The organism is Sessilibacter sp. MAH3, assembly GCF_054658275.1.
Map to the genome: position 1 here is coordinate 101,007 of NZ_BAAGIE010000009.1, position 16,263 is coordinate 117,269.

16 protein-coding genes are annotated in these 16,263 nt (G+C 40.6%); 5 read left to right on the forward strand and 11 right to left on the reverse strand.

All coding sequences use genetic code 11. The annotated features are described in order from the left end of the window. The first annotated feature begins 88 nt into the window (after window positions 1-88). Together nifM and clpX are read left to right on the forward strand one after the other, a co-directional pair. On the forward strand, window positions 89-934 hold the full coding sequence (gene nifM, locus ACYQ2C_RS07610; protein WP_460101228.1) for a nitrogen fixation protein NifM: 846 nt from the start codon (window positions 89-91) through the stop codon (window positions 932-934). A gap of 41 nt (window positions 935-975) precedes the next feature. Next, window positions 976-2,301: an ATP-dependent Clp protease ATP-binding subunit ClpX gene (clpX, locus tag ACYQ2C_RS07615; protein WP_460101226.1), complete on the forward strand. Its 1,326-nt coding sequence runs from the start codon at window positions 976-978 to the stop codon at window positions 2,299-2,301. 178 nt (window positions 2,302-2,479) lie between these two features. On the opposite strand, the gene ACYQ2C_RS07620 is transcribed toward clpX, so the two are convergent. From ACYQ2C_RS07620 to ACYQ2C_RS07630, 3 genes are all read right to left on the reverse strand, one after another. Beyond that, a complete protein-coding gene (locus ACYQ2C_RS07620; RefSeq protein ID WP_460101223.1) occupies window positions 2,480-2,905 on the reverse strand; it encodes a hypothetical protein in 426 nt (141 codons plus the stop codon). A 453-nt stretch (window positions 2,906-3,358) separates the two neighbouring features. Further along, a complete protein-coding gene (locus ACYQ2C_RS07625) occupies window positions 3,359-3,991 on the reverse strand; it encodes a glutathione S-transferase family protein (RefSeq protein WP_460101220.1) in 633 nt (210 codons plus the stop codon). A 29-nt stretch (window positions 3,992-4,020) separates the two neighbouring features. Next, on the reverse strand, window positions 4,021-4,392 hold the full coding sequence (locus tag ACYQ2C_RS07630; RefSeq protein WP_460101217.1) for a hypothetical protein: 372 nt from the start codon (window positions 4,390-4,392) through the stop codon (window positions 4,021-4,023). A 368-nt stretch (window positions 4,393-4,760) separates the two neighbouring features. On the opposite strand from ACYQ2C_RS07630, the gene ACYQ2C_RS07635 reads away from it, so the two are divergent. Further along, the gene (locus ACYQ2C_RS07635; protein ID WP_460049688.1) at window positions 4,761-5,072 is read left to right on the forward strand and encodes a thiosulfate sulfurtransferase GlpE; all 312 of its coding nucleotides are present in this window, start codon (window positions 4,761-4,763) and stop codon (window positions 5,070-5,072) included. A gap of 60 nt (window positions 5,073-5,132) precedes the next feature. On the opposite strand, the gene ACYQ2C_RS07640 is transcribed toward ACYQ2C_RS07635, so the two are convergent. The 8 genes from ACYQ2C_RS07640 to rsxA form a co-directional block, all read right to left on the reverse strand. Continuing rightward, window positions 5,133-5,675: a flavodoxin gene (locus tag ACYQ2C_RS07640; protein WP_460101215.1), complete on the reverse strand. Its 543-nt coding sequence runs from the start codon at window positions 5,673-5,675 to the stop codon at window positions 5,133-5,135. A gap of 523 nt (window positions 5,676-6,198) precedes the next feature. Then, the gene (locus ACYQ2C_RS07645) at window positions 6,199-6,456 is read right to left on the reverse strand and encodes an RnfH family protein (RefSeq protein ID WP_460049686.1); all 258 of its coding nucleotides are present in this window, start codon (window positions 6,454-6,456) and stop codon (window positions 6,199-6,201) included. Next, window positions 6,453-7,190, reverse strand: a complete 738-nt coding sequence (locus ACYQ2C_RS07650) for an electron transport complex subunit E (protein ID WP_460101212.1) — start codon at window positions 7,188-7,190, stop codon at window positions 6,453-6,455. Before ACYQ2C_RS07650 ends, ACYQ2C_RS07645 begins: the two co-directional genes overlap by 4 nt. Window positions 7,191-7,267: 77 nt before the next feature. Next, window positions 7,268-7,906, reverse strand: coding sequence for an electron transport complex subunit RsxG (gene rsxG / locus ACYQ2C_RS07655; protein ID WP_460101209.1), 639 nt, complete (start codon window positions 7,904-7,906; stop codon window positions 7,268-7,270). A 31-nt stretch (window positions 7,907-7,937) separates the two neighbouring features. Further along, a complete protein-coding gene (locus ACYQ2C_RS07660) occupies window positions 7,938-8,996 on the reverse strand; it encodes an RnfABCDGE type electron transport complex subunit D (protein WP_460101206.1) in 1,059 nt (352 codons plus the stop codon). 2 nt (window positions 8,997-8,998) lie between these two features. Next, window positions 8,999-10,456, reverse strand: coding sequence for an electron transport complex subunit RsxC (gene rsxC / locus ACYQ2C_RS07665; protein ID WP_460101204.1), 1,458 nt, complete (start codon window positions 10,454-10,456; stop codon window positions 8,999-9,001). Window positions 10,457-10,805: 349 nt separating this feature from the next. Next, the gene (locus ACYQ2C_RS07670) at window positions 10,806-11,333 is read right to left on the reverse strand and encodes an RnfABCDGE type electron transport complex subunit B (RefSeq protein ID WP_460049681.1); all 528 of its coding nucleotides are present in this window, start codon (window positions 11,331-11,333) and stop codon (window positions 10,806-10,808) included. 147 nt (window positions 11,334-11,480) lie between these two features. Then, window positions 11,481-12,053 (reverse strand): electron transport complex subunit RsxA, encoded by a 573-nt coding sequence (gene rsxA, locus ACYQ2C_RS07675; RefSeq protein ID WP_460049680.1) that lies wholly within the window; start codon window positions 12,051-12,053, stop codon window positions 11,481-11,483. 713 nt (window positions 12,054-12,766) lie between these two features. Here rsxA and nifL point away from each other — a divergent pair. Together nifL and nifA are read left to right on the forward strand one after the other, a co-directional pair. Beyond that, on the forward strand, window positions 12,767-14,395 hold the full coding sequence (gene nifL / locus ACYQ2C_RS07680) for a nitrogen fixation negative regulator NifL (RefSeq protein WP_460101199.1): 1,629 nt from the start codon (window positions 12,767-12,769) through the stop codon (window positions 14,393-14,395). 18 nt (window positions 14,396-14,413) lie between these two features. Continuing rightward, window positions 14,414-15,997 carry a nif-specific transcriptional activator NifA gene (nifA, locus tag ACYQ2C_RS07685; protein ID WP_460049678.1) on the forward strand — a complete coding sequence of 528 codons (1,584 nt, stop codon included), beginning with the start codon at window positions 14,414-14,416 and terminating at the stop codon, window positions 15,995-15,997. Window positions 15,998-16,263: the final 266 nt, after the last annotated feature.

A 16,263-nucleotide genomic window follows, 5' to 3' on the forward strand; every position in this document is an offset into this window, starting at 1 on the left:
GAATTAAATCACGGATGGTTTATCAGAGATTTCTATAGTTTTTTGTGATTAACATTCTAAATGCTTACCAAGCTTAAAATATCTGCCTATGAACGCTACCGAACTCAATACCTATGAATTTCGTTATGCCGTACTTCAGGTTGCGGCAGGAAGATTTGGCGAGTCTTATCACTCATTAGATAGTACCAAAAAATACGAAGCCGAGAAAATTGCCCGTACACAGCTCGCGCTGCAAAAACGTATTCTAGAAAGCAAAGAAGCTTCTCAAGTTGTCATTAGCGATTTACAAGTTCAACAAGAGATCAACAATATTGCCGCACGATATGCAAACAGTGAAGAATTCGAAAAAGAACTCGAAAAGAATAATCTCGATAACGAAAGCCTTGCACAAGCTGTTTCAAGAAATTTACGGGTGGATGCCGTCATGGATTTGGTGTCTGCATCGGTACCAGAATGTACCGAGACCGACGCAAAACTCTATTACTACATGAACACTGACAAGTTTGATCAACCAGAGACTCGTCAAGCCAGACACATACTTATCACCGAAAATCCAGATTTCCCTGAAAATTGTCGAGACCAAGCCCGGCGCCGAGCTGAACAAATTGCCCAGCGTCTGCAAAAAAAGCCTAAGCGATTTTCGGAACAAGCCATGAAATATTCAGAATGCCCTACGGCCATGAATGGTGGTGAATTAGGTCGTGTAAAACGCGGTATCTTATTTTCAAGCGTTGAAAATACCTTGTTTGCATTAAAGTCTGGGCAAGTAAGTGATGTGGTCGAATCGCCTATGGGTTTTCATGTAATTTACTGCGAAAAAATTTACCCACAAGGTTCCGTGCCTTTACATGACGCCCTTCCTATTATTATTGAAAAACTAACCGATCGCGATCGGAAAAATCATCAGCGTAATTGGTTGAAATCATTAGCCTAAGCATCACGAGTATCAAATTCGATTAGAAAGAGGTCTCATCTATGACAGAGCAAACCCCAGTAGCAGAATGTTCATTTTGTGGTGTAAAAAAATCTCCTGATGTACCGCTAATTTCCGGCAATAACGGTATGATCTGCGAAGGCTGTGTGAGTCTTGCTCATCAAGTCGTATCCAGCTGGGGACGAAAAAAACAAAGCGCGGCTATGATTAATAGTTTGCGCACACCCAAAGAAATTAAAGAACATTTAGACAGTTATGTTATCGGCCAAAATAGCGCTAAAGAAACCCTGTCGGTGGGTGTTTATAATCACTATTTAAGGCTTCTAAATCAGGGCGACGATGCCGAGGTTTTGCAGGTTGAGGCAGGTACAGAGCTGGAAAAATCCAATGTCATGATGGCAGGCCCATCGGGTACGGGTAAAACGCTACTGGTAAAAAGTCTCGCTAAAGTTATTGGTGTTCCCATTGTTATTGCCGATGCTACCACCTTAACGCAAGCCGGATATGTGGGCGATGACGTTGATAGCGTATTACAGCGTTTGTTAGAGGCATCAGACGGTGATGTTAACCGTGCAGAATGGGGCATTGTTTATATCGATGAAATCGACAAGCTCGCCCGTGCCAGCGCCGGTGTGACTGCTGTTCGAGACGTCTCTGGTGAAGGCGTTCAACAAGCTCTGTTAAAGATGGTTGAAGGTTCGAAGGTAAAATTGTCTAAGGGTGATAAACGCCGCGGTAATGGCGAAGAAGTCATGTTAGATACGACCAATATTTTGTTTATTGTTGGTGGTGCTTTCCCTGGCCTAGATAAAATAGTTGCCGAACGTGTGCAACCGTCAAAACGTGGTATTGGTTTTTCTGCGACTAACATACTTTCTGAAAACGAAAAGAAAACCAATATTGAAACCTATCCAATGATGAGCCCTGAAGACTTTCAGCAATTCGGTATTATTCCAGAATTTATTGGCCGGTTCCCAATTATTACCTTCTTAGAAGAGCTTGATATCGACGCTCTGTTAAGAATTCTTCAAGAACCTAAAAATGCTTTGGTTAAACAGTATCGCCAATTATTTAAATACCAAGGTGTAAATCTAGAGTTTACCGAGGCTGCATTAAAATTAATTGCACAAAAAGCCCTAGACCGTGGCACAGGAGCACGTGGTTTAAGAGGCATAATGGAAGCGGTATTGTTAAAGACGATGTTTGAAATACCTTCCAAACCGAATATCACTACCTGTATTGTTGATGAACAACAGGTTAATGATGCCGCAGAGATTATCGTATCTGAAATCTTAGGTACACAGGAGCAAGTGGTTGAGCGAGTCTCCGGCGACACCGAAGCCCAAGAAAGAGCGATAAGTAATTAATATTACGATTACTATTTTTATCAAAAGTTAAAGCAGTTACCGTTAAAACAGTTAGAGTGCTGTTTTCTTACTAAACAACTCTATCTGTTTTAACCGAGCTTATATTGCCATCCATTTCTTAAATAAAAATTATCTATTTTGTGATTCTTCCATTAAAATAAGTTTCTGGCCTTTTTAGTTAAGGTCTTGATCGAATGTGTAGAATACCATTTACTTTTTGAATTTTTAGCCAACCGACATCAGAAGTAAATCGAAGTTGCTGTAACGGAAAGTCAAAATCGGCATCGTTAGCAGCGCTGATAATTGCATCAGCAATCCACTTTATAAGTTGTTTGCCTTCGTCGGAAGTTCTGCCTCCATTATTATATCCCTGACCATATTGAGTTGTGGTATAAAAATGTGCGTTACCGGCATTTACTAATCCTTGTATTTGAGCCCAATGACCCGGTAATCCCGGCAGAGTTTTAAATAGATCAGCAACTCGTGTGGTTGTTAAACCTCGCGCCCAAACTGCGGCATTTGTGTTGGGCATTGTTGGGGCGTGTCTGTCTTCGGCAATCGCTCTTTGTTTTACATTGCCTTTGAGCTGTCCAAATTTTGACATGTTTTTTCTCCGGGTTACTCTTTCTTTGCAGAGACAATCGCTGCCACGATTTCCAACACAAAAAATCAGTGATAGAGATAATTACAGCGTCTCTTGAAATTACTCTTAAACACTATAGCCGAGAATTATTATGGAGTTTATTACAGCGGATTACAGATATAATATATGCGAATATTTAAGTGAGCTTATTATTTTTAGTAGCAGTAAAGATCTTTTTGGGCAAGTATAGGTCGTTAAATCGAACAAGTTTCTATAGGAACCTCTGATTAACTCATTCATGATTTAATCAGAGGACAGAAATTGAAAATGCGATTTCCAATTTCTTGACAATTTCAATCACTTACCGTTCTTGAAATTGGCGACACATCCTTGTGTCGCGAGAAACTCTGGTTAATCGGAGTTTCCTATAAATTGATTTGATGGTTTCATAATTAATTAAAGAATAGAATGTAGTTAAATTCTATACCCTTCTTCTAATAAAACCTGCTTTACTACTGGTCTTTGTTTCATATTTTCGTAGTGTGATATGCACTGTTGCGGCATTTCGATATTGGTTCTATCTGCCCAGAATTCCACGTAGAAGAGTGCCGCATCTGCGATGGAGAAGTGTTCTGTTACAAACGGTCCTTTTATTGTTTTTGCTAGGTATGCAAATCCCTCCGATATTATTTTTTCGGCCTGATTTTTTAAGATGATCTTTTGTTCTTCTGTATTGATTTGATCATTTAGGAAATATTTTTCTGGAGTGAAAATTCGTGTAAATCCTGAGCCGTGAAGAGTGTGAACGCATAAGTTCATTATTTCCATAACTTTTAGCTGTTCATTTAGGTTTTCTGGAAGGAGTTTTTTTGCTGGGTTGGTTTGTGCTAGCCACCAGGCGATAGATTCAAACGAGGTGAGGCTGGTTCCATCGTCTAGCACTAGCGTTGGTATGGTGCCTCGTGGATTTATAGCTCTGTATTGTTCGGTATGTTGATCACCTTTAGGCAGATTTACGATATTGGCAGAAAAGATCAGTTCACATTCTTCCAGTAGAATATGAATGCCTGTGGTACATGAACCCGGTGCCATATAGAAATTCAACATGTTAAAACCTTGTTAATAAATTGAAAATTTTATTTTTCAGGAAGAATACCTTCCTGCCTTAGACGAGATTTAAATTTTTTCATGACTGGTCGTGAAATTTGCGTTTCCGCGAGTACACGTTTTTCGTAGATTTCGAGAATTTTCTCCTCAGAGATTTCCTCTTTGCGAAGCTCTAAGAATGGTTCGATAAATTCGTGGTAGCTGTGATCTAAGTACAATCCTTCTTGGTTTTTAACAGCAATGTAGAACGATTGCATAATAATTTTTTCGTTACTGGGCATCTTGCATTTACCGTCTAATATTTTAAGCATCACAGCGGTTGCACAATCAATTTCTGCGGGCGTGAGAATATTATTGTTTGTCCAATGTGTAATCCTTTCATCCACAAATTTTTCAATCATAGACTTTGCCACGTTATAATCATGTATTACCGTTAAAGAGATGTCAGTAGATATGCCCACCTGCAACCAGGCCGTCTTGTTATCGTGATCATTTTTTTAATGATAGCTATTTTGGCTGGCAGCCGATTTAATTACAGCCGCTTGCAATCGCTGTACCTAGAGATTTATATATTTATTCTTTATGACTTCAAAAAGCGGCATGTTTATTGATGTATATTTGCATTAGGTTTTGATGAACGTTCTAAGAACTAAATATTTTTTAACTGTGTCGTAGTTTTTCTAAGTACTAATTGAATTCCGTTAAAATCTGAATTCTTGGTAAATAAGCATTGTTGTTTGATTCAATATGAATATTACTGGAGGTTGAAATGACGAAATATACCGAAATTACAGTAGCTGAGGCTAAGGCTATTATCGCGAATGATAACCCGTTGATTCTTGATTCTAGAGATGCACATTCTTTTAAAGAAGGGCATATAGACGGTGCAATGCTGGCACACGATGGGCTTACCGAGCAGTTAATTAAGAAAAAGCAGTTTCAGCAGCCAGTGTTAATTTATTGCTATCACGGTAACAGTAGCAAGGATCTGGCGGAGTTCTTTGGCAGTATTGGTTTTAAAACCGTATACAGCATGGCTGGTGGTTACACGGCGTGGAAAAAATTAGAAGAGGCAGCTTAATTGCTGCCTTTTTACGTTAACGCTTTAAAATGAGCGTTTAGAGCGTGCGTAGCTTAGTCGTTAAAGGTTTAAATCAAAGTCGCCAGAAATACTTTGTAACCAGGCATTAACACGTTGCTCGGTTAAATTAGCTTGGTTGTCTAAATCCAGTGCTAAACCCACAAATTTGTCGTCTACAAGCGCTTCTGAGTGATCAAACTCATAACCTTCGTTTGGCCAGGCGCCCACAATTTTTGCACCACGCTCATTGAAGAATGTATAGAGCTCCATTAGGGCATCAACAAATTCTTCTGAATAGCCAACTTGATCGCCAAGGCCGTATAAAGCAATGGTTTTACCGGTGAAATCAATATCTTCAATTTGCGGCAAAAATTCCTCCCAGCTCTCGTTTTCGCAATCCGCCGACATTCCTGGTAGCAACCCTTCACCTAAGGTTGGAGTGCCTAAGATTAAAAAATCGTAAGCAGAGAACTCTTCAGGAGTCGCGCGGTTAATGTTGACCGGTTTTTCCATGGTATCATCGTCAAACATTTTTTTTATCATTTTGGCGACTTTACGTGTTTTACCGGTGTCGGTACCAAAGAATAATCCAATGCGAGCCATGGGCGTCTCCTAAAATTTGCGTTAATCAGTGAGTTTTAGTTTCTGAATATGAAATTGCACTATGTATGCCACTGGAAATTTTCACTACTGTTCGCTAATTCTTTGAATATTATGGATTTTTTACTTTTGATATAGATCAGTTGTCATGTTTGCTACAGAGTTCTTAAAATATAATCTTTCTCACTTGTATTGTTCGTGACAAACAGAGTTTTAATACTATTTCTTAAAAACTTATTAAATAAGTTCTATCAATTTTTTGCAGATGAAGGCGAGGATGAAGATAAGGGTGACGCAAACAGGTCTTGGTGACTTATCTAAATAATAGGTAAATAGGTAAATAGGTAAATAGGTAAATAAGTAAATAGGTAAATAAGTAAATAGGTAAATAAGTAAATAGGTAAATAAGTAAATAGGTAAATAAGTAAATAGGTAATAGCGGCCGTGGGATGTACTATTTTTATAATACAGAGGCAGTTTAGAACATTTTTAAATTATTCAATTAGCGGAAAATTTCCAGCTCACATTAATCGTCGTCATCATCGTCTTCATCGAGTACACGAATAATAGGTTCGTATATTTCGATTCTATCGCCCTCGTTTAATGCGGCGGTTAATTTGGTGAACTTACCGTAAACTCCTATTTTTTGCCGTTTTAAATTGATGTCGTAATTGTCTAGTACACCGGATTTATTGATGGCATCTTCAACCGTTGCATCTTCATCGACAACCACATTTTGCCAAAATTGAGCACCGCCTACGGTATATGCAACACTTACTTTCATGCGTTCGCCTCTACTGAAGGATTTGTGTCTAGTGCTTGTGTATTTTGCTGTGCAGAGTTGGTTTTATTATCCCAAACTGTATCAATAACTCGTTTTAATGCCAGTAAAAAACCCAGCACTAAAAATCCACCCGGTGGTAATACCAACAATAATATGCCTTGGTATTCTGGAATTACGGTAATTTCAAGCCAATGCATATTTTCGCCGAATAATAATGAAGCGTGCGCAAACAAGGTTCCGCTGCCTAAAATTTCTCTGAACGCGCCTACAACCACTAATACCCAAATAAAACCTAGACCCATGGCTAAACCATCAATCATGGATGGAACAGGGGAGTTTTTTGATGCGAATGATTCTACTCGTCCTAAAATTGCACAATTGGTTACAATTAAGGGAATGAAGAGTCCGAGAACTTTATACAGTTCGTGCATCCAAGCATTCAGCCACATATCTACCAGTGTTACGATGGATGCAATTAAAACAATAAACACCGGAATACGTACTTCTGGTGTTGTAAAGCCTCTAAAAACCGATGCCACGAGATTCGCTAAAATCATCACAACCAATGTAGCTGCGCCCATGCCAAATCCGTTGGTTGCGGATGTGGTCACAGCCAATAGCGGACAAAGCGCGAGCATTTGTCCCAGAGCAACGTTGTTATTCCATAATCCTTCCGAGAAAAGAGATTTGTATTGGATTGTTTTTTCGGTGCGATTTTCGAAGGATTCGCTCACGGTTTAAACCTCGTTATTGAATCTAAATTAGCTGCTGTTACGGAGAGCTGGGATAATTTTTAGTGGGAGATTAACCTTTATTCTTTAGGTACCGATTCGATTTGTGTTAATTCAGATTTATGGTCTTTAAAAAATGCGAGTCCATCGTAAACCGCGGCGACAACGGCACGCGGAGTAATGGTTGCACCGGTGAACTGATCAAAATCACCACCATCTTTTTTAACATGCCATTGCTGTTCCGATTTAGACACTAATGAATGGCCATTAAACTCGGTAATCCAATTATCTTTGTTGATTTCTATTTTATCGCCAAGCCCTGGTGTCTCTGCGTGACTAATTACTCGCACGCCAAGAATTTCTCCATTGCCGTTAACCGCCATAATAAGTTGAATAGCGCCGCTATAACCGTAACCCACAACCGGAAACGCAAAGCCTACGGGGATGTCATCTTGTTTGGCGATGTACACCGTTGTTTCTGTGTTATTCCAAACAATATTTTTGGTGCTAGTGAGTAAGTCGTTATTGTATAAAGCTGGGGGTAACACTTGGCTGAGTGTATTAATTTGGTCTTGTTTGAGCTCTTGCTGAATTTTTTCGTGGGTCGCATCGTTACCTAAAATAATAAACGCTGCAACAATCGCGCAAATTCCCCCAAGTACCATGGAATGATAACCAAGCCGGTTGCGATAACTGGGTTCAAGTACGGTTGTGTTCATAATAAAACCTTTTAGAAACTCTTATTCGCGTTTAGCGTTGATAAACTTTAGGTGTGCCGTCTATTTTTCTACCGTAAATTCGTGGTCTAAAATAAATATCAATTAGGGGTGTAAGGGCATTCATAAATAACACCGCAAAACCTATGCCTTCAGGAAATCCGCCCCAAGTACGAATAATAAAATCCAAAGCACCACAACCACAGCCAAATACAAGCTGACCGCTTTTACTTGACGGTGACGTGACGAGATCTGTGGCGATAAAAAATGCGCCGAGCATCATGCCGCCTGAAAGTGTGTGAAACAGGGCTCCGGCGTATTGAGACGGGTCGTACCAGTGAAAAAGCGTCGCTAAAATAGCCGCGGTTGCTAACATGCTAACAGGAATATGCCAACTAATAATTCTCTGTATTAATAACCAAATGCCGCCCAGTAAAATTAATAGCGCCGAGGTTTCGCCGAAACTGCCAGAGCTTAAACCCAGTAGCGCGTTAGACGCATTAAAATCTGACCCGAGTACAGCGGTTGCGTCTGCACCGGTAGTCAGTTCTGTTTTTAAATGCCCAAGAGCGGTGGCACCGGTATAACCATCGGGAATATTGGTATTCGATGCAATAATGTTTAGGCTTTCTAAAAAATTAAATTCAAAAAAAGTATCTACTGGTAAGGCCCATGTGGTCATTTGTACCGGGAATGATATTAATAACGCAATTCGAGCTAGCATTGCCGGATTAAATACATTCTGGCCGATGCCACCGTAGAGTTGTTTGCCAATAACAACAGCAACAAACGATCCTCCAACGCTGATCCACCAAGGCGCCCAAGGTGGAATAGACAGTGCCAATAACCAGCCTGTTAATAACGCAGAGCCGTCAAGCAATCTTTGTTGAGATCTGTTCATTAATTTAAGGCACAGGCTCTCAAAAAATAATGCAGAAGAAATCGTAATTATGAACATAATTACAGACGGTAAGCCGAACAGGTAAAATCCTAATATAGAGCAAGGGGTTAACGCTAAACATCCGTGCAACATTAAACGCTGCACGGATGAGTTATCGTGGGCATGAGGCGATGAGATACTAACGATGGCCATAATTATTCAGCCTCTGCTTTCAAAGGTTTTTTGGATTTAGCTTGTTTGGCAGCTTTGGCCGCAGCTTTTGCCTGGGCTTCTTTTTCTTTTCGTTCACGTTTAGAGTCGGCCAGCTCGCGGGTAAAATCGGCGCGACGATTTTCAACTTGTTGTTTACTCAGCTCACCTTTGGCGTACTGAAAATAATGCACCAGTGGAATGTGTGAAGGGCACACATAAGCGCAAGATCCGCACAATATACAGTCCTTTAATCCGTATTCTTTTGCACCATCAAAATCTTGATGTTTACTGTGATTGGCCATTTCGAGAGGTACTAAACCCATTGGGCAGGCATCAACGCATCGGCCGCAACGAATACAGGGCGACGATCCTTCATCGGATATTTCTTTGCGTGTTAATGCTAAAACGCCGCCGGAACCTTTATTTAAAGGTACATTTAGATTTGGCATAATGTGGCCCATCATGGGGCCGCCTAAAATAATTCGGTCGGGCTCTGTTAAAACGCCACCACAGTGTTCTACGAAGTGTGAAAGTGGTGTGCCAATTAATGCCTCGACATTTTGAGGCTGTTTTATCGCACCTCCTGAGACCGTAACAATACGAGATATTAACGGTTCACCTTGGGTGAGTGCGCGTGCAATTGCGTAGGTGGTTGCAACGTTGTGCATTAATACGCCCACGTCGGAACTGCGCCCACCCGCAGGTACTTCTTTGCCAATAACGGCTTGTATCATCTGTTTGGCAGAGCCCATTGGGTACCGTGTTGGCACTACGACCACATCAACATTTTCGACGTTGTTAGTTGCTTTGCGCATAGCGTCGATGGCTTGCGTCTTATTGTCTTCAATGGCAATAACGGCACGGTCGGCATCGATGATGTAGCGTATCAAACGCGCACCTAACACAATGTCATCGGCGCGTTCGCGCATTAATCGATCGTCTGCGGTTAAATAGGGTTCGCATTCACCGCCATTAATAATTAAAGTTTCTATGTGAGTTTTTGTAGCCGAAATTAATTTGATTGCCGAGGGAAACGATGCGCCACCCATGCCGACTATTCCTGCTTGATCAATTCGATCGGATAATAATTTTTTATCCAGAGTAAATGGATCAAGGTTAGATGTGTTTGGTATGGCCTGATCTTTTCCATCGACAGCAATGACAATTGCAGTGCTCTCTAAACCCGAAGGGTGAGCTGCAACTACCGGCATAATATTGCTGACAATTCCAGATGTTGGTGCGTGTATAGGGGCGGATAAGCCAGGACCATTTTTCGCGATTAATTGGCCTTTTAAAACGTAATCGCCCACTTTTACAATTGGTATTGCATCGCTGCCTGCGTGTTGACGTAAAGCTATTCTCAATTCTTTGGGAAGTGGCAGTGTTTTTATGGGTAATTGCGATGACATCTCTTTAAAGCCGTCGGGATGAACACCGCCTCTAAATGGAGAAAACCACATAAAACACTCCTGGAAATTATCGAAATACCTGAGATCACTCTGAAAAACTTATTGTTACCAATCAGAGGTTTGCATTTTTAGTTAAAGGAAATTCTGATTAACCTGGAGTTTCCAGTAACATAGGGACGAATTAATCAGATGACCCTAAAAATAGTCTCGCCCAAAATTCAATTACAAAAAATATAGGAAACTCTGATTAACCTAGAGTTTTTCGCGACACAAGGATGTGTCGCCAATTTCAAGAACTGTAAGTAATTGAAATTGTGAAGAAATTGGAAATCATATTTTCAATTTCTGCCCTCTGATTAAATCAAGGATGAGTTAATCAGAGGTTCCTATAATTAAAAAATTACGCCACTTTTTGCGGTTGTGGCCATTGCCAGTTATCAATGGTTACCAATTCAGGCTTCATTTCAATGCAATCTTCTGGGCAGGCTTTTTGACAAGCTTTACAACCTGTACAGGCCTCGCTGAAAACTACATGAATTTGTTTGTTGGCACCGACAATGGCGTCAGTGGGGCATACCTTTGAGCAGCGCATACAGCCGGTACACAATTCGCGATTAATTTGAGCGAAAAATATCTCGTCACTGAGGTCATCAAGATTTACATCGATACCGAGTTTTTGTGCGATTGTTTCAGCCAGCGTTTTTCCACCAGGAGGACAGCAGGTTACAGGGGCATTACCCGAGGCAATAGCCTCTGCCGCCGGAGTACAGCCCGCAAAACCACATTGACCGCATTGTGTGCCTGGCATCATGGCTACAATTTCTTCTACCAGAGGATCACCTTCTACGCGAAATACACGTCCCGCATAACCTAAACCTAAGCCCAGAGATAAACCCATTACAGTTAAAACACCAATGGCTGCGATCATGTAATAAAGCTCCAATGTAAAAACGGAATTTATCGGATAAATAAATTAACGAAAATTTTTGATGCTTTGCCGACCATTCAAAAGAGTTTGGCGTGGTTAGAGTTCTCTAAAATGATTTTTCTCCCGATTGAACTCCAGCCCCGGGTATTAAACTAGGCCGACAAACCCCATAAATATCATCGACAGTAATCCTGCTGTTATTAAACCCACCGGAGCACCCTCAAATACTTGTGGCACTTCGGCCAGAGCTAGACGCTGGCGTAGTCCGGCGAAAATTATCATAACCATAGAAAAACCAATCGCTGCGCCAAAGCCATAAATCATGCTTTCAAAAAAACTAAATTGTTCCCGAACCGTGAGCAGCGATACACCAAGGACTGCGCAATTGGTGGTAATTAGTGGCAGAAATACTCCTAGACTCTGGTAGAGCGCTTGGCTGGTTTTCTTTAAATAGAGTTCGGTAAATTGCACAACCGCAGCGACAATTAAAATAAAGCTAAGTGTTCTTAAAAACTGTAACTCTAGAGGCTGCAAAATTAAATGTTCGATTAACCAACCACACATTGCCGATAGAGTTAGTACAAATGTCGTTGCCAAACCCATTCCGGTAGCGGTCGAAATATTATTGGATACGCCCATAAAAGGACATAATCCAAGAAATTGAACAAGGACAACGTTGTTAACTAAAACCGTACCGACGATAATAAAAAATATATCCACGTTGCATTCCTCCAGTTAATAACGCAAATTGCATTTTGTATGCCACGGAAAAAAGCTGGATCAACCATGCGGTTTTGAATGTGTTTATGGGTAAAAAGGCAGATGGAGAGGTTTTGATTTGTTTTAAATCAAATTCGCTGTAGGTTTTCAGACAAATTATTTTTATGGCATTTTAATCGCATTGTTACTAATACGACAAAGCTCCGTGAGGAATGAATCAATTCCATTAAAAACAATAACTTATAATGTTAGCGTATTTGTTGCTACTGAGTATTGAGAAGTTTGTCAGCTGAAAATGCTTGTTTTTGACGCACGTTAAAGGCTAAATCGCACGGTTCAACTTTCTATGTTGGTGCAAAACAAATAAATGTTGAAACAGGAAACATTTATATTAATTTCATAAATTAAAAAATTATAAGTCCAAATTATTTTAGATGGTTTATACGTTTTTATCTTAAATTTTCTTCATTTCGATTTTTGTTTGAACGATATTATTATTTTTAATGAAGCTCTTAGTTTGAGTTTTTATTTACAAAAATATAAAAATAAATGCGTTGGATTTAAAATATAGCTAAACGCCAATGCTTACCAAAATTTATTTTTACACTGTGTTTTTCTGACGTTGCATGAGAGATAACGAGAAGTTGTAAACAACTTCAATCTGTGACAAACCGGACAGTATTCGGTGATAAACCTTGGAGTAGTGGCGCCTTATGAATAAGAGTTCTAGTTCACCCTTTAACATTCCGTCAACCATTGATTCTAAATCGCCAACCATTGGTCGAAATCGGCCATCGGGCGATCGCGGCGAAACGGTTCTTTCTAACGAAATTTTTTATAAGGCTGTCGAAAGTTGCCCGGTCGCTATTTCCATTACAGACCTGCACGCTAATATCCTTTATGTTAATAAAGCATTCAGTCAAGTCACAGCTTACGACACCGAAGAGGTGGTAGGTAAGAACGAATCGATTCTTTCTAATCACACGACTCCGCCTCTGGTATACGAAACCCTATGGGGAAGGTTATTTCAGAAAAAACCTTGGGTAGGTGTTTTGGTAAATCGGAAAAAAGACAATACTCGATATTTGGCCGAGCTGACCGTTGCTCCGGTTATGGATGAGACCGGAAGAGTTACCAATTATTTAGGTATGCATCGCGATGTTACCGACATGCATCGCTTACAAAGCCAAGTCACCAATAATAAGTCGTTAATTGAAGCGGTTGTTAATTCCAGTCCATCTCCAACCGTTGTGTTGGATCAGCAGGGTAAGGTTCTACTCGATAATTTAAGCTATAAGGCGCTTGCGTCGGATATGGGTAAAGAGCCCATTGAAGAAGTTATTAATGCGTTAAACGCACAAATTGAAGGATTTTCTTTGCAAAAAGGCGGCGGTGTTCAGGTAAATGGAACCGAATTGTCTTTTGATATGAGCGGTTTTGGCACTCGGTCTTTTACCTGTTTCGCGACCCCAATAACCGTTAATGATGACTCTATCGATTATTTCTTTGATCGCGCCACCTACACGTACACGCTGTTTGTATTAAATGAAATTACCGGGTTAAGGCGGCGTCAAGATCAGCTACGGCTGCATACTTTAAAAGAGTTGGTTGCAGAAGAAGAATTTATCCGATCAATGACCGAGACCTACCACGGTGCAATCCATCAACTTGAAAAACCGGTCAACATGATTGCCGCTGCGGTATCTTTACTGGAAAAAAGAGCCAATAAAGATAATCGTGCCGACGACCCGGTTCTTGATGCTGTAAGAGCTGCGTTAAATGAAGGTAAAAAGGCGCTGGATATTCTCACTAATCAAGCCCCGGTCTGGCAAAACACATCAACTAATTCCGTCAATATTAATCAAGTTACCCGAGAAGTTATTTCTATTTGTGCAGAAAAAATGAGTGCCGCGGGTGTTGAATTCTTTTGGCATCCCGAGCCCCATCTTCCGGGAATTATTGGTGGTGAGAATCGCCTGCGAACAATGATAAAGCAGCTGGTTGATAACGCTATCGAATCGATTGAAATGAGCCGAGCGTCGGTGCGTGATTTAACAATCAGTAGTTATTTAGAAAACGATTTTGTGGTACTCGAAGTTGTTGATACTGGATCGGGAATTAGCAATGATTTATCGCTAAAAGTGTTTGAGCCATTTTTTACAACAAAACGTGCAGTTAATGGTAATCGCGGAATGGGTTTAAGTATGGTTCAAGAAATTGTGAATGAACACGCAGGCTTAGTGTCAATTGGGCCCGCAAATAACGACACAACTGAAGGTGAAGACGATTTTCCCGGATGCAAAGTTACTGTGCATCTACCTATTACTGCGCAAGAACAATAATTTCCCTTCGGAGGTCGTATGATGAATGCATTTAATCCGCAAGATCGATCGCCGATGTTTGAAAATCGGCAAAAATTGCTCGAAAAAGAATTTGAGGTGGCCTATCAATTATCTCGAATTTTGTGCAAGTCTTTGGAATTGGATAAAACCCATCTGGAAGCGCTGCGATTATTAGATCAGGAAGTTGGTCTGGCCAACGGAATTATTGCTCTTGCCGATAACGAACAAAAAGAGCTGCGTATTAATGCAATAAATATTGATGATCCATTAGTGAAAAAACAGGCCCACAGTGTTCGTTACAAAGCGGGTGAAGGTATTTTAGGTAAGATATTATCCAGTGGCGAAAGTATTGTTTTAGGGCGTGTTGCAAGCGCACCCGATTTTTTGCATAAACTCGATTTGTACGATTATGATTTGCCTTTTATTGGTGTTCCTATTAAAACCGCAGAAGGTGTTGTACAAGGTGTTATTGCCGTTCAACCGGATTTTCCCGCGCAGGAATGGCTGTCGGATTTAACGCGATTGTTAAACTTCTCAGCGAATCTTTTCTCTCACAATCTTCGCGCTGGTTCATCCTCCAGTAATGTTTCATCCATTCAAACCATAGATCATGGCGATCAGCAACGCAAAAATCGCGTCAAATTCAGTTTTGATAAAATGGTTGTTGGTAGCTCCGATTCGATGCGAAAAATTTTCGAGCAAATTAAACGCGTGGGTAAATGGGACAGTACCGTACTGATCCGCGGCGAGTCGGGTACCGGAAAGGAGCTAATCGCCAGTTCTATTCATTACAATTCACCTCGTAGTAACAAACCTTTTGTAAAACTCAATTGTGCTGCGTTGCCTGAAAACCTTTTAGAATCTGAATTATTTGGTCACGAAAAAGGCGCTTTTACCGGTGCCATAAAGCAACGGCAAGGTCGTTTTGAACAAGCCGACGGCGGAACTTTATTCTTAGACGAAATTGGTGAAATTTCTCCAATGTTCCAAGCGAAGTTGTTGCGGGTTTTACAAGAGAGCGAGTTAGAACGAGTTGGTGGCAACCAAACCATTAAAGTTAATGTTCGTATTGTTGCCGCAACTAACAGAAATTTAGAAAGCGATATTGAAGAAGGCAAGTTTAGGGAAGACCTTTATTATCGCCTCAACGTAATGCCTATTAATTTGCCGCCGCTTCGGGAACGGGTCGAAGATATTCCAGAATTATCGGAGTTCTTGGTGGATAAAATCGGTAAACAACAAGGTCGTCCTTTAAGAATTACCGACGGAGCAATTCGAACACTCATGTCGCACAATTGGCCGGGCAATGTTCGCGAGCTTGAAAACTGCTTAGAACGTGCGGCGGTTATGTGTGAGGATGGCAGTATTGATTTGGATGTTATTTCTATGACAACCAATGAACAGCCCAAATTTGAACCGGCAAGACCGGTGGTATCCGATGTAGATTTAAACGATCAAAATCTTGATGAGCGTGAACGCGTTACCGCTGCGCTCGAACAAGCGGGCTGGGTACAGGCCAGGGCCGCAAGACTGTTAGGAATGACACCACGACAAATTGCTTATCGTATTCAAACGTTAAAAATTAATATGCGGAAAATTTAAAGTTAAGAGCTAGCTGTTGTTGTAAAAAGTGGTTTAAAACGAAACTCGTGTTTTTTTATAGGTATCAACCTCTGATTAACTCTTGCCTGATTTAATCAGAGGACAGTAATTGATCCTGTGATTGCTATTTTCGATACAATTTTCTTGATGTGCTGTTTTTGAATTCCTTGATGCGCTGTTTTTGAAACCGGCGACAAATTCTTAGGTTGCCGAAAAATCAGGATTAATCTGAGTTTCTTTTTAGCTGCTGCAAGTCGTGTGAGTGA

What these genes read in the sequence shown, in the direction of transcription:
- clpX (WP_460101226.1), top strand. Translation starts at nt 976, where the DNA reads ATGACAGAGCAAACCCCAGTAGCAGAATGTTCATTTTGTGGTGTAAAA.
- ACYQ2C_RS07630 (WP_460101217.1), bottom strand. Translation starts at nt 4,392, where the DNA reads ATGATTGAAAAATTTGTGGATGAAAGGATTACACATTGGACAAACAAT.
- rsxG (WP_460101209.1), bottom strand. Translation starts at nt 7,906, where the DNA reads ATGAACACAACCGTACTTGAACCCAGTTATCGCAACCGGCTTGGTTAT.
- rsxC (WP_460101204.1), bottom strand. Translation starts at nt 10,456, where the DNA reads ATGTGGTTTTCTCCATTTAGAGGCGGTGTTCATCCCGACGGCTTTAAA.
- ACYQ2C_RS07670 (WP_460049681.1), bottom strand. Translation starts at nt 11,333, where the DNA reads ATGATCGCAGCCATTGGTGTTTTAACTGTAATGGGTTTATCTCTGGGC.
- nifL (WP_460101199.1), top strand. Translation starts at nt 12,767, where the DNA reads ATGAATAAGAGTTCTAGTTCACCCTTTAACATTCCGTCAACCATTGAT.
- ACYQ2C_RS07660 (WP_460101206.1), bottom strand. Translation starts at nt 8,996, where the DNA reads ATGGCCATCGTTAGTATCTCATCGCCTCATGCCCACGATAACTCATCC.
- ACYQ2C_RS07640 (WP_460101215.1), bottom strand. Translation starts at nt 5,675, where the DNA reads ATGGCTCGCATTGGATTATTCTTTGGTACCGACACCGGTAAAACACGT.
- nifM (WP_460101228.1), top strand. Translation starts at nt 89, where the DNA reads ATGAACGCTACCGAACTCAATACCTATGAATTTCGTTATGCCGTACTT.
- ACYQ2C_RS07625 (WP_460101220.1), bottom strand. Translation starts at nt 3,991, where the DNA reads ATGTTGAATTTCTATATGGCACCGGGTTCATGTACCACAGGCATTCAT.
- ACYQ2C_RS07620 (WP_460101223.1), bottom strand. Translation starts at nt 2,905, where the DNA reads ATGTCAAAATTTGGACAGCTCAAAGGCAATGTAAAACAAAGAGCGATT.
- nifA (WP_460049678.1), top strand. Translation starts at nt 14,414, where the DNA reads ATGATGAATGCATTTAATCCGCAAGATCGATCGCCGATGTTTGAAAAT.
- ACYQ2C_RS07635 (WP_460049688.1), top strand. Translation starts at nt 4,761, where the DNA reads ATGACGAAATATACCGAAATTACAGTAGCTGAGGCTAAGGCTATTATC.
- ACYQ2C_RS07645 (WP_460049686.1), bottom strand. Translation starts at nt 6,456, where the DNA reads ATGAAAGTAAGTGTTGCATATACCGTAGGCGGTGCTCAATTTTGGCAA.